The sequence below is a fragment of the Vreelandella arctica genome (assembly GCF_037070215.1).
GTDB lineage: Bacteria > Pseudomonadota > Gammaproteobacteria > Pseudomonadales > Halomonadaceae > Vreelandella > Vreelandella arctica.
In genome coordinates, this window is the sequence record NZ_JBANSN010000017.1 from 69,943 (window position 1) to 82,301 (window position 12,359).

Annotated in this window: 11 protein-coding genes; 6 read left to right on the top strand and 5 right to left on the bottom strand. The window is 52.8% G+C overall.

All coding sequences use genetic code 11. The features are described from left to right. The first annotated feature begins 28 nt into the window (after positions 1-28). Positions 29-1,597, top strand: a complete 1,569-nt coding sequence (locus V8L70_RS15190; RefSeq protein ID WP_035565024.1) for a bifunctional GNAT family N-acetyltransferase/carbon-nitrogen hydrolase family protein — start codon at positions 29-31, stop codon at positions 1,595-1,597. An 83-nt stretch (positions 1,598-1,680) separates the two neighbouring features. Here V8L70_RS15190 and V8L70_RS15195 read toward each other — a convergent pair whose 3' ends face one another. The 3 genes from V8L70_RS15195 to V8L70_RS15205 all read right to left on the bottom strand — a co-directional run bounded on the left by V8L70_RS15195 (position 1,681) and on the right by V8L70_RS15205 (position 3,673). Continuing rightward, on the bottom strand, positions 1,681-1,980 hold the full coding sequence (locus V8L70_RS15195; RefSeq protein ID WP_176302023.1) for an MGMT family protein: 300 nt from the start codon (positions 1,978-1,980) through the stop codon (positions 1,681-1,683). Between the two features lie 29 nt (positions 1,981-2,009). Next, on the bottom strand, positions 2,010-2,618 hold the full coding sequence (locus V8L70_RS15200) for an FMN-dependent NADH-azoreductase (protein ID WP_336270003.1): 609 nt from the start codon (positions 2,616-2,618) through the stop codon (positions 2,010-2,012). Positions 2,619-2,806: 188 nt separating this feature from the next. Then, positions 2,807-3,673 carry a LysR substrate-binding domain-containing protein gene (locus tag V8L70_RS15205; RefSeq protein ID WP_176302021.1) on the bottom strand — a complete coding sequence of 289 codons (867 nt, stop codon included), beginning with the start codon at positions 3,671-3,673 and terminating at the stop codon, positions 2,807-2,809. A 151-nt stretch (positions 3,674-3,824) separates the two neighbouring features. On the opposite strand from V8L70_RS15205, the gene V8L70_RS15210 reads away from it, so the two are divergent. The 3 genes from V8L70_RS15210 (at position 3,825) to V8L70_RS15220 (ending at position 6,838) form a co-directional block, all read left to right on the top strand. Further along, the gene (locus V8L70_RS15210; protein ID WP_336270004.1) at positions 3,825-5,012 is read left to right on the top strand and encodes a TauD/TfdA family dioxygenase; all 1,188 of its coding nucleotides are present in this window, start codon (positions 3,825-3,827) and stop codon (positions 5,010-5,012) included. A gap of 87 nt (positions 5,013-5,099) precedes the next feature. After that, complete coding sequence (locus V8L70_RS15215; RefSeq protein ID WP_336270005.1) at positions 5,100-6,038, top strand: ABC transporter substrate-binding protein; 939 nt, start codon at positions 5,100-5,102, stop codon at positions 6,036-6,038. A gap of 77 nt (positions 6,039-6,115) precedes the next feature. After that, the gene (locus V8L70_RS15220; RefSeq protein ID WP_336270006.1) at positions 6,116-6,838 is read left to right on the top strand and encodes a TVP38/TMEM64 family protein; all 723 of its coding nucleotides are present in this window, start codon (positions 6,116-6,118) and stop codon (positions 6,836-6,838) included. On the opposite strand, the gene V8L70_RS15225 is transcribed toward V8L70_RS15220, so the two are convergent. Both V8L70_RS15225 and V8L70_RS15230 read right to left on the bottom strand, forming a co-directional pair. Beyond that, positions 6,820-9,066, bottom strand: a complete 2,247-nt coding sequence (locus V8L70_RS15225; RefSeq protein ID WP_336270008.1) for a glycosyltransferase — start codon at positions 9,064-9,066, stop codon at positions 6,820-6,822. The two genes, V8L70_RS15220 and V8L70_RS15225, sit on opposite strands and share 19 nt — an antisense overlap. Before the next feature lie 650 nt (positions 9,067-9,716). After that, the gene (locus V8L70_RS15230; RefSeq protein ID WP_336270009.1) at positions 9,717-9,938 is read right to left on the bottom strand and encodes a helix-turn-helix domain-containing protein; all 222 of its coding nucleotides are present in this window, start codon (positions 9,936-9,938) and stop codon (positions 9,717-9,719) included. Positions 9,939-10,039: 101 nt separating this feature from the next. Here V8L70_RS15230 and V8L70_RS15235 point away from each other — a divergent pair, with 101 nt between their 5' ends. Continuing rightward, entirely contained in the window at positions 10,040-10,654 is a 615-nt protein-coding gene (locus tag V8L70_RS15235) for a hypothetical protein (RefSeq protein WP_336270010.1), read from the top strand. Beyond that, a complete protein-coding gene (locus V8L70_RS15240) occupies positions 10,651-12,033 on the top strand; it encodes a DEAD/DEAH box helicase (RefSeq protein WP_336270011.1) in 1,383 nt (460 codons plus the stop codon). Before V8L70_RS15235 ends, V8L70_RS15240 begins: the two co-directional genes overlap by 4 nt. Positions 12,034-12,359 lie beyond the last annotated feature (326 nt).

The following is a 12,359-nucleotide window of genomic DNA, read 5'->3' on the forward strand; positions in this document are numbered from 1 at the left end:
TTTACTTCTGACGTTGGGAAGCCCTGATATGTCCCTGGAAGAACTGCATCTTAATCTGCGCAACCTAATGAGCGATGACTACGATCAGCTCAAGGCATTGATGGACGCTGTCTATCACGATATCGGTGGAGCTTGGCCGAAGCGCACGATCGACAAATTAATTCAGGAATTCCCTGATGGTCAAATCGCCATTGAGGACGATGGACTGTTAGTGGGCGTGGCGCTCACCGTGCAGGTGGATTACGACGAATTTTCCAACCCGCATAAGTACGATGACCTGATCGGCCACCGCGAGATCATCCTCAATGATGAGGATGGCGACGCCATGTACGGCTTGGATGTGCTGATTCACCCGGACTACCGTGGTTATCGCTTGGGCCGCCGCCTTTACGAAGCGCGTAAAGAGTTGTGCCGCTCGATGAACCTGCGCGCAATACTGGCCGGTGGGCGTATTCCCGAGTATCACCAGCACGCTGATGAACTCACGCCCGCTCAGTACATTGATAAAGTCTCGCGCAAAGAGATTTACGATCCGATTCTCTCTTTCCAGCAGGCTAATGACTTCCAGGTCAAGCGCCTGCTGCGTAAGTACCTGCCGGAAGATGAGCAGTCGCGGGGTTACGCCACTCTGCTAGAGTGGAACAATATTTTGTTTGAGCCTGCTGCCAGCGTGCTCGACAACAAGCCTACCCAAGTACGTGTAGGTGCTGTGCAGTGGCAAATGCGTGAGTTCTCCTCGGTGGAAGCCGCGCTTCAGCAGATTGAGTACTTTGTTGATGCGCTGTCTGACTACCAGAGCGATTTTGCGGTATTCCCAGAACTGTTTTATGCGCCCTTGATGGGCCTTCAAGACCGCGCCGCCCAGCAGGATCAAATGGGCGCCATTCGCTTTTTGGCGGGTTTCACCGAGCGCTTTAAAGCGGAACTCTCGCGCATGGCGGTCTCCTACAACATCAACATTGTGGGTGGTTCGATGATTGAGGTCGGTGAGGATGACCGCCTCTACAACATCGCGTACCTATTCCACCGCGACGGCAGCGTTGAGCGCCAGGCCAAGTTGCACATAACACCTCAAGAGCGCCGCGATTGGGTCATTGAGGGTGGTGATGAGCTGCAGGTGTTCGATACCGACGCTGGGCGCGTGGGCATCCTGATCTGCTACGACGTGGAATTCCCAGAGCTTGGTCGCCTGCTGGCCGACCAGGACATGGACATCCTGTTCGTACCCTTCTGGACCGATACCAAAAACGGCTATCTGCGCGTGCGCCACTGCGCCCAGGCGCGGGCAATTGAAAACGAGTGCTACGTAGTGCTGTGCGGCAGCGTCGGCAACTTGCCCTCGATTGAAAACCTGGATATCCAGTACGCGCAATCCGCGGTGTTCTCACCTTCTGATTTCGCCTTCCCCCACGATGCGGTGCTGGCGGAAACCACGCCGAATACCGAGATGATCTTTTTCTCGGACTTGGACTTGACCCGTTTGACGGTAGTGCGTGCCGAAGGCTCAGTGACCAACTTGAAAGACCGCCGCAAGGATCTGTTTGATCTACGCTGGCGCGACTGGTCGTGGAAATCGGGTGCTAACCTGGAAGAGTGAAGGGAATCATGAATACAACAACGCCGCCCAATGGGCGGCGTTGTTGTTTCTAAATGCGTGTTGTACTAGAGGAGTTATATAGCTCAATCAGGCCAGACAAGATGCGCGGGTACGCGGCCTTTGGCATCGAACAGCACCCCCTCATCGCGTAACTTGCGGTGCTGGCGCTCGGCGCCACCATGGTCGGCAAGCTTTAAGGATGCTGCAATCACGCGATGCCAGGGCAACTGATGGCCATCCGGTAGGTGGCGCATAGCCGACCCCACCATGCGCGGCGTAGCGCCTTCGGTCATGGCTGCAATGCGGCCATAGGTGGTCACTCGGCCCGGCGGAATTTGATCGACAATGGTGTAGATCTGCTCGAGTAATTCCGGCCGGGGCATGTGGAATTCCTTCTAACGCAAGAGGAGGCTTAAAGCCCCTCAACCAATTGGTCAATCGCCTGAAAAGCTTCTTTGAGCGCAGCGTCGCGATGCTGCTCACCCATGTTCAAACCTTCAGCATAGACCACCTGGGTATCTTTAATCCCCATCAAGCCGAGCATGGCTTTGAGGTGCGGCGTTTGGCTATCCATTTCGGTCCCTGCGTACTGGCCGCCACGGGCTGCCAGAATAATCGCCCGCTTGCCTTCTACCAAACCTTGAGGGCCGTTTTCGGTATAACGGAATGTTTCTCCAGCCCGCAGCACACGGTCAAACCATGCTTTCAACTGCGAAGGAATACCCAGGTTATACATCGGCACCGCAATCACCAGCACATCATTAGCACGCAACTCTGCCAGCAGCGTTTCCGAATGAGCAGCCAACTCGTGTTGCTCGGCGCTGCGTTCTGCAGCCGCCACTTGCCAGGCGCCCAGCTCGCTGATATCCAGGTGAGGCAGTGTATTTTTCACCACATCACGTTGGGTGACATCGATACCATCGCGAGCGTTAGCTTGCTCGATAAAACGATTAGCCAGCGCATTGGATTGGCCGTTTTCCGCCAGGATAGAAGAGGTGATTACCAGGGCACGCGTCGTCATTGTAAGCTCCAAAGATCATTAGGTTAATGAGTTGGAAGCTATTCTACGACGCTTTCCGATAAGCAAAAGCGCAACGTTTTCCGACTTGTATTCGATTAAATCGAATTATGCGAGTGTGCTCTGTTTTATTCACATACTTTTCACGCATTCACCGGTTAAGCCAGCGGGCAGTCGCGCCGATATGCTCTTCATCCCATCGAGTTGCACAGCCACTGCCAGACCAACCCTGCTTCATCGCTAACGTGGCGGCGGCTTGGCCGTACCAGCCAAAAGCGCTCGTCGCTAGGCACACTAATATCAAAAGGCGCCACTAAATCGCCACGTTGCTCCATTAAACGCCGGTGAGTAAGCGCAATGCCGCCACCTTGGCTGGCAAGTGCCAACGTCATGACTTGGTTATCGCAGGTGAGCGACCAACACTGCGCCTCTACATGGGCAGCACCCGCTTCCTGTAACCAGCCCGGCCACCCCACCCCAAAACCCACGGCGTGCAGCAGCGTATGTCCGGCCAGGTCACTCGGCGCAGAAAGTGTCTCTGCCAAGGCCAGGGAGCACACCGGCAGCAGATGCTCTTCCCCTAGCGGCTGCATTTCAACGCCGGTCCACTCCCCTTTGCCATAGCGAATCTCGATATCAGCCCCTTCAGGACCAAAGTCATCAGGCCAGATAGCGCTGACCAAACGAATCGCCACCTGCGGGTGAGCGCGGTGGAAGGCAATCAGACGCGGCGCCAGCCACGACTGCTGAATGGCAGGCGTGGCACGCAGTGTGACCGGTTGCTCGGTTGTGCTACCAAAAACTTCCAAGGTTCCTTCGCTGATTCGGACAAAGGCGTCATGAATACTCGGCAGCCACGCTTGCCCCGCTGGGGTTAACGTTAAACTGCGGGCATGGCGCACAAACAGCTTCTGCCCGACACGGTCTTCCAGCAACCGAACGCGCTGACTGATCGCCGCCTGGGTTACTCCAAGCTCATTGCCTGCAGCGGTAAAGCTTAATGTACGCGCTGCGGATTCAAAGGCTTGCAGCCATAGCAATGGCGGTAACTGACTCATGAAAAAGAGACCTATAAATAAAATGATGTCTTAGGGGTCAGATTAATCGTTTGTCACTGGCGCTGCTACTCCTCATCCTGGTTAACACTTAAGCACACCCCTAACGCACAGCCATCTGGCTCTGCCGCAAAGGGAGCGATTCGGAGTCATCATGAATAGCGCAGTACAAACGGCAACGATACCAACGACAAACAACCCTCAAGCCCCAGACATGGGCGAATTAACCCCTTATCAAACCGGCCCCGCCCTCACACAGGCCATGCTCACCCAACAAGGTATTGCCCTTGAGTGGCAAGATGGCCAGCAAACCACCCTGCCCCTACTCTGGCTGCGCGATCACTGTGCCTGCCCAGCCTGTCGTCATCCGCAAACCCGTGAACGGCTCTACCTGCCGCTTGAAGCGATTTCCGAGCCGCCAACCGTGGCGCTACTGGATGGCCATCTGCATTTGAACTGGCAGGACGGCCACGTTAGTACGTTTCACAGCGGCTGGCTTTATCAGCGTCGCCCAGAAGCGACCCTTGCCTCAGCCGTCCCCAACGCCAAACCGTGGGTAAATAACTTCGCGCCCGAGCGCATCAACCATAGCGACTTCCTCACGCCCCAAGGCGAAAAAGCCTGGTTAACCGCTATGCTGCGCGATGGCTTGGCGCTGATCACCGACGGCCCTTTGGTAGAAGAAGAAGTAAGCCGGCTGGCTGAGCGTATTGGCCCACTGCGCGCCACCAATTTTGGTGCCCGTTTTGATGTGCGCTCTAAGCCCAACCCCAATAATGCGGCGTATACCGCGGTAGGATTGCCGCTGCATGTTGATTTGCCCAACTGGCAACAACCGCCCGATATTCAGTTGCTCTACTGCCTGCAAAACGAAGCCAGCGGTGGTGAATCGCTGTTTGCTGATGGTGCCCGCGTGGTAGAAGCGCTACGCCAGCAAGATCCAAAAGCGCTCGCCATACTCAGCGAAACGCCCATCGACTTTCGCTTCCAGGATGAAAGCCACGATATTTCCATGCGCGCGCCGGTGGTCACACTGGACAGTGCAGGTAACCTGGTCGAGATGCGCTTGAACAACTGGATTCGCGACGCGCTTCATTTACCGGTTGAGCAGATGGATGCTTGGTATAGCGCCTATGCTCTATTGTGGAAGTTATTTCACAGCGAAGCGCACCAGCTGGAGTTCACCCTCCACCCTGGGCAGATGATTGCATTTGATAACCGTCGCGTACTGCACGGACGGCGCGAATTCGACCCCAATAGTGGCGCTCGCCATTTACAAGGCACCTATCTAGACCGCGACATGCTGGCCTCACGCCTTCGCGTGCTAGCCCGCAACGTTTAGCGGCTTTCGAGTTTAAGCACCTATCTAGCAACAGCGTTTATCTGACAAGAACACTTATCTGACAAGAACCCCTAGCAAGGAGATCGTATGACACATTTTAAACCTCTCGCCTCGGGCATTGCCCTTGCCACCACTGCACTATTGGCCACGACCGTACAAGCCGATGATCAAACCCTCGATTTCGGCGTACCCTCTTGGCCCGGTATTACGGTTAAAACTGCTATTGCTGAGCAGCTATTGAATCCGCTCGGCTACGAGACCAGCGTCCAGGAAATCGGCCTGCAGGTGATTTATCAGGGCATTGAAAGCGGCGATATAGACGTCTTTCTGGGTGCTTGGCTGCCTGCCCAACGCGAGATGTTCAATCCCCGCAAAGAATCGGGCGTACTCATTGATGTGGCGAACAATGTCGATGGCGCACAAATGACTCTGGCGGTTCCCGAATACCTCTTTGATGACGGCCTGCAAAGCTTTGCCGACCTTGATGACTACCGCGACCAGTTGGATGGCGAGATTCATGGTTTTGGTGCCGGTTCAGCGGCCAGCGAGATTCTTAACAACGCCATTGATAACGACACCTGGGGACTCGGCGATTGGCAATTGGTCGACACCAGCGAAGTCGCCATGCTTTCCGCCGCACGCAATGCGATTTCCCGGGAAGAGCCGATTGTCTGGGTAGGCTGGACGCCTCACTGGATGAACCTTGAACTGCCGATGCGCTACCTGGAAGATCCAGAAGATCTGTTCGGCGAGAACAATGGTGAAAGCGAGGTATTGACGCTTCTTCGCAGTGACTATGCTGACGCTAATCCCAACGTCGTGGCGTTCTTTGAGCAATTCACCTTCTCCGCCGAAGAGCAAAGCTGGATGATTCAGGCATTTGGTCAGGAAGAGCGCGATCTTGCTGAGGTCGCCGAGCAATGGATCAATGAGCACCCCGAGCGCATTGAAGCCATGCTGGCTGACGTGACCACCACCGACGGTGAGCCCGCTTGGCCGGTGATTGAAGCAGAACTCAACAACTAATCGTTCGCCTAAAAAGCGCCTTCATCCCATCGCACGGCTAGCGTATGCTAGCGCTTTTTTAGTCGATGGGAGTGGGCATGTCGCGAACATTGAGCAAGGGCGTTGGCCTGGTGGTAGCCGTCGTGCTGTTAGGCGCTATGTGGCATTTGCTACAGCGCTATGACCTACTAACCCAGGCGCGCCTGAGTGAGCTGATCGACACCATCCGCCAATGGCGTAACGCGCCCTGGATGTTTGCGGCGGTGATGTCCGTTTACGCTGGCGCGCTGCTGGTGATGTTTCCGCTTAGCCTACTGGTGGTGGTGACAGGCTTACTGTTTGGCCCAGTATGGGGGCTGGCGTACGCCACGCTCGGTACATTGACCTCATCGGTGGTGTCTTATTGGGTGGGGCACTGGCTAGGTCGAGAGGCGCTGATGCACTATGGCGGCCGTCATTTGCGTGGCCTTTCGGGCTATTTGTCCAAACGTGGCATTCGCACCATGACGGTCATTAACCTGTTGCCTCTCGCCCCGTTCACGCTGACGAATATGCTAGCGGGCGCTTTTCACCTTAAGTTCCGCGATTATATGATCGGCTCCACCCTCGGTATTGTGCCGGGACTCGCAGCGGTGATTCTTTTGGGTAGCCAGTTAGGCGCCCTGTTCACTGCGGCCTCCACAAAAGAACTCGTGTTGGCAGGCGCAGGGCTTGCCGCTGGCGTTGGCCTGCTTGTCGGGCTTAAGTACTATACCAGTCAGCGTCACGATGCCAACCGGCGCCAAGCAGCCAAAAAACGACCTCAGCGTGAAGGGGAGTGATATTTCGCAAGCACTTCGGCGTAAAAGGTGGCTACCGCGGTGGCAAAGTTGGCAATATCAAACTCTTCAGCAAAGTGGCTGGCCTGTTTACCCAACTGCTGGCGAAGCTCTGCGTTATCTTTTAGCTCGATGACTTTTTGTCCCCACGCCTGACGATTTTGCGGCGTCTTGAAGCCGTTTACCCCCTGGCGCACCACATCATCAATACCGCTTGAGCGCACCGCCACCACGGGCAAGCCCGCCGACATCGCCTCAAGAATCACCATCCCCTGGGTTTCCGATGTAGAAGCGAACACAAATATATCGCCTAGGTGATAATAAAGCGCCATTTGATCAGGCGGCACCGCGCCCACTAACGTTACCCGTGCAGCCAGTTCTAAGGTATCGATTTGGTGTTGAATGGCCTCACGATCTGGCCCATCACCGATGAGCAGCAGATGAAAATCCTCGTGTCCCTGATTCTGCAGCTCGGCGAGCGCTTCCAACATAAAGCCAATATTTTTCTCTTTGCTAATCCGCGAGACGCTAATTAATATTTTGCGCGCGGGATCGATAGCCAGCCGCTCACGCAGCGCTTCCAACTCCCCCACCTCGACATGCGCGAAACGCTCCACATCAATTCCCGTTGGTTGCACCAGCGAGGGCGTTTTAACCCCAATCATGCGGAGGTACTCCTCTGCGGAGTAAGTAGGCACGATCACCCCTTGGCAGCGGTTAGAAAAGTGCTTAATCAGGTAATGCGAGATCAAATTCCGAAAAAGCGCACCGGGTAACGGTACAAAGTGGGCATAGTGTTCCAGGCGGGTGTGATAGGTGTAGACCACCGGCACCTTAAGCCGACGCCCCATAAATAGCCCCATGGAACCAAGCCAGAAAGGATGGTGAACATGAATCAAATCGGGCTTAAAGGCACGCAGGCAGCGGCGAAAGCGCACACTGAACGGGTTGGTTAAGCGAAACTCCCTCTTCTCACCAAACGCCATCAAGGTCGGGATACGTTTGATCGCTTTATCGTCCTGCCATGCGTCACGATAACGGGGCACTAGCAGTTGAATTGAGTGCCCTAAATCGCGTAAACCATTGCGCAAGCGGTCCACCGACACCGATACGCCTGACACAAACGGAAAGTAATTATTGGATACCATCGCCACTCGAAGTGACTTACCCAGGAAAGGCGTTGGATCAATATCAAAATCGGGATAATAATGGCGGTCTTCAAAAATCAGCCGATATAAACGCAGCGCTAACAGCGTCAGCAAGCCAACAATCAGTAAAAAGCGGGTATAGCTGACGTAAAAGAAGGCGTAAACCGTTGATCCAACGCTACTCACTACCCGCCACCAACCGGGGCTATCCACATTTAAACGCACCGGTGCAATGGCGACATTCTCACCTTCTACGTCGACGATGACGTAGTGATGAAAGCTGCTGTCGGCATCAATCAGAATACCGCCCGCACCGCCCGTGGTGACGTAATCCACCCCATTAATCGTCTGCTCTGAAAAGAGCGTTAGGTTAGCGGAGAACACCGTATCAACATCATACTCCTCCGCCAGCGCCATAATACCCTCGGCCAGCCGAGGGTCATTGAGATAGTTGTCGGCTTCAAACAGCGGCGCGTCGCTCACGACGTTGTGCAGCGGCAAACCAATAAACAAAAACCGATGCTGCGCCTCAGAGGCAGCCAGCTCCCTGGAAAGCCAATCAAGTTGCCAAGAGGTGGACGACTTGCCCGTACCGTCCAGGAAGATGAAGTGGCTATCGCCCGCAACGAAGGAGTAGAAATGCGGGCCAAAATATTCATAAAACAGGTAACTACCAAAGTCACTGTCTTCGTTATCACCATAGGTTAGCAAGTAAGGCACATTGAGCTGTTCCAAACTGTGATAGATCGCCTGATAGCTCTCTTGTCGCCCGCCATTAACGGCGTTACCCGCCGAGATAAGAAAATCGATGCCGCCCTGGTTGATGAGCGGCACAATTTCATCTTGAAAGACGCTCACCGAGTTATTGATATTACCCACCACCGCAAAGCGGTAGTCGGTTCGCTCCGCCAATACCTCACGAATATCCGCCACCTGAAGCGTATGGACTGACTCAAACTCAGGCTCCGCCACGTATAACCAAATTTGGTGCGCAATGAGCACACCCACCAAGGTAAGATTGAGAAAGAAAAACAGCCGCAACCATCGCTGGCGGGAAAGATGAAAAACGGAGCGTCGTGGCATTTAAAAGCGCTTTTTCCATGGTAAATGCAGAATGAACCGCTACTGCGGCGGCTCAAGCCTTAAAACGCCCTAACTATACAGCAACCCCGCGTTCAGGTGATGCCCCAGGTTAACCAGCGTCGCACCCGTTTAGGGTAGCCAATAAACGCCGCGGCCCGGCCTGATGACGATGCTCCCCCTGGTTTTACCAGTTTGTGACATAACCTATGACATATCCTTAGGGCGCATGGAAACTGGTGTTATTGTCAAAGTGTTTTGTCACATCAAACATCTACATTTCGTTGCTTTTTCGGCCCTTTCAAATGTCAAAGTGGACTGCAATTAATAAAGCCTTCTGCAGATTCAGTGAAGCTGTGGTTTTGCCTATAAAATCTCCAAACTCTGAAGCATAGTAACTTTTACTGGCTGAGGGCGGCTATCCAATAACTTAGCGGAAATAGATGGTAGGACGACGTCGTCGCCTTCCTCCTATGCCGAGCAAATAGGGTTTCTGCTATAAGGTGACCCGAGTGTAATGTGTGAACTCCGTAAGTATCTCGATGCTATGTGCAAGGGAGATTTGGCATGATCATCGTTTAAGTGAGGATTAAACGACATGATCATGAGCACCACAGGCTACGCTCGGCAATATGCTTCTTATTACCGTTCGATTATGAAGTTGCTTTTGGAGGCAAAAGGGAAGCAGGCTCGCAGCCGAGCACTTCAGCAATCTCATATAGCTTTTCTACGGTGATATTGACCTCCCCCCGCTCGATCCTCCCCATATAGCTGCGATCGATACGTGACGCTAGGGCGACGTTATCTTGTGTTAAACCTTTTTGCTCCCGTGTTTTCCTGATTTTTTTTCCTAATGCCTCTGCTAGCCCTTCCATAACCGCCTCATTTCCTTTTGAGGCGGACTATCCTTCGTTGCGGCCTATCTATCCACGGACTATAATCCGCATTTCATTTTTTCTCCCCTAAGGTGATGGTCATGTCGGCTCCTCTTACTTCGATTGATAAGCGCCTTTTTGAGCTTCTTGTAGCGCCCGAAAATGCTCGATTCACTATACGCAGCCTCCGTGACCAGTACGCAGACCAAAATGGCATACCGTCAAAACACCGCCCTGCTCTGCGGCGATTTATCTACGAAAGAATCAAGAAGCTAATCAACGCCGGTTTGGTGGAGAAAGACAGTGAAAAGCGCAAACGCGACCAACTCTATCATTCCTTGCCTTCAATAAGTGGAGCCGGGATATGTATAGAGGACGAGAGCTTTGAAGGATGGCATCAGCGGCTCGTGCCGCAAGCTGACAACGAAACAGAAAAAGAGGCCATCATCCGAAAGGAGCAAGACGGTTGTGAACAGGGCATCAATGCTAAAAAGGCTGCTAGCCACTTAGCTTTGGAGAAAGAGCTAAAGGAAACGCAAAGTGAATTTCTTTCTACGCTGGGTGAAGTCGAAGCATTCCGAGAGCTTATGGATGAGTATCCTGAGCTTAAGCCGGATATCATTGTTGATCATCGTGACGCTTATGACCGGAGTGCGCGTTTAATGGGCCGTGTCCGTGCATTAGAAAAATCGCTGCATCGACTGGTGTGTACATGAGCACGCAACTGCGTAGATGGCAAGCAGAATGCTTAGAGCTGGCAAAGACCCACTATTTACGTCATATCGACTTTTTCGTGCAAGCAACGCCTGCGAGCGGAAAAACCCGGTTAGCGGCAGAAATTTCCCGTTGGCTCCTTGAAGAAGGTCGCGTTGATTTTGTTATCTGTTTTGCGCCAACTAGAGAAGTGGTGGCTGGCATACAGCGAACCTTTTCTGTCGTGTTGAATCAGCGTTTTGGCGATACGCTTGCGTCGGTAGGGGCTGCCTACACTTACCAATCCATGGAGTACCATCCTGAGGATTTTTGGACGTTATTCACAGAATATCGCATATTGACCATTTTCGATGAAATGCATCACTGCGCAGGCCATGACCCGCTACTCAGCAATACGTGGGGCCAGCATATAATTCAACGTATCCAAAATTCAGCCACTTACACATTAGCGCTATCAGGAACTCCCTGGCGTTCGGATGACTTGCCTATTGCACTAGCTCGCTACAGCGATCCAGAAGGCAAGTTGATCTGCGATTATCGGTATGACCTTCAAAGCGCTATACATGATGGCGTATGCCGCTCGCCAAGAATTACGTTAATCGACAATCCATTGATTCGCTTGACTGAAGAAACAGAGAGCACCGCATCAGTAAGAGCATTTTCCTCATTTAAACAGTTGCTTGGTGAGTCGCCAATCAGCTATGAAGACCTCTTGCGACACGACGACATCCTCAATGCGGTGTTAGATCTAGGCATAGAGCGACTTAACCAGGAACGGTGCAGTGCGCCTAATGCTGGCGGTCTAGTGGTGGCTACAGACATTGAACACGCTCATCAAATTGGCGAGCTTTTACTTCTCAAGGGCGAAAGCTATGTTGTGGTGACCAGCCAAACATCCAAGGCGCATCAGCTCATTGACCAATACCGGCATAACAGTACGCGCTGGATTGTAGCGGTTAGCATGATATCTGAAGGGACTGACATCCAACGGTTGTGTGTTTGTGCTTATCTCAGCAGGATTAGAACGGAATTGCATTACCGACAAGTATTAGGGCGCATTTTACGCAAAATGGGCAACTCCGATGATACCGCATGGCTTTATGTCATCGCTGAGCCTCTACTGAGAAAATATTCACAGCGAATTGCTGATGACTTGCCTGAAGATAAGGCTACGCTTCAAACCCAAAAGCTCAACCTGCGGATGGAGAAAGCGCGTGCCAATCAAAGGAGCGGAAATGAAGAAAGCGATTTATCAGCAAACGATAGCCAACCATCATTAGCACAGGATATTGACTGGCATGAAATGTTGTCTGTCGAACCTCCCTCACTAACGCTGAGCTTTTCGGAATTTTATCGGCAACATCTTTTGACTCTTATATAGACTCTTTCTCTACCTATCGGGTTTTGTGGGCCTAAAGTATACTTTTTAATAGGCATCAATTCTTAAGGTCTAAAAACTCTACTCTCCTCAATCAGGTAATGCATGGCATGGAATATGGCGTTGGCGGTAAACGGGATAACTTCATCCCGCACGGTTTTCGTTCTAGCTTTCGAGACTAGTCTGTTGAGGGTTTCAGTTACCCTAGCCTGGATTTCTCACGGGGTATAAAAGAAAGCGGCTGAAAGTGTTAACGTTTCAGGGCCTTACACCAAAAACCAACACCAACCGCCGCTTCCAAAATGGTACCTGAAAAACTGACCTTCTCG

What these genes read in the sequence shown, in the direction of transcription:
- V8L70_RS15190 (WP_035565024.1), top strand. Translation starts at nt 29, where the DNA reads ATGTCCCTGGAAGAACTGCATCTTAATCTGCGCAACCTAATGAGCGAT.
- V8L70_RS15195 (WP_176302023.1), bottom strand. Translation starts at nt 1,980, where the DNA reads ATGCCCCGGCCGGAATTACTCGAGCAGATCTACACCATTGTCGATCAA.
- V8L70_RS15200 (WP_336270003.1), bottom strand. Translation starts at nt 2,618, where the DNA reads ATGACGACGCGTGCCCTGGTAATCACCTCTTCTATCCTGGCGGAAAAC.
- V8L70_RS15205 (WP_176302021.1), bottom strand. Translation starts at nt 3,673, where the DNA reads ATGAGTCAGTTACCGCCATTGCTATGGCTGCAAGCCTTTGAATCCGCA.
- V8L70_RS15210 (WP_336270004.1), top strand. Translation starts at nt 3,825, where the DNA reads ATGAATAGCGCAGTACAAACGGCAACGATACCAACGACAAACAACCCT.
- V8L70_RS15215 (WP_336270005.1), top strand. Translation starts at nt 5,100, where the DNA reads ATGACACATTTTAAACCTCTCGCCTCGGGCATTGCCCTTGCCACCACT.
- V8L70_RS15220 (WP_336270006.1), top strand. Translation starts at nt 6,116, where the DNA reads ATGTCGCGAACATTGAGCAAGGGCGTTGGCCTGGTGGTAGCCGTCGTG.
- V8L70_RS15225 (WP_336270008.1), bottom strand. Translation starts at nt 9,066, where the DNA reads ATGCCACGACGCTCCGTTTTTCATCTTTCCCGCCAGCGATGGTTGCGG.
- V8L70_RS15230 (WP_336270009.1), bottom strand. Translation starts at nt 9,938, where the DNA reads ATGGAAGGGCTAGCAGAGGCATTAGGAAAAAAAATCAGGAAAACACGG.
- V8L70_RS15235 (WP_336270010.1), top strand. Translation starts at nt 10,040, where the DNA reads ATGTCGGCTCCTCTTACTTCGATTGATAAGCGCCTTTTTGAGCTTCTT.
- V8L70_RS15240 (WP_336270011.1), top strand. Translation starts at nt 10,651, where the DNA reads ATGAGCACGCAACTGCGTAGATGGCAAGCAGAATGCTTAGAGCTGGCA.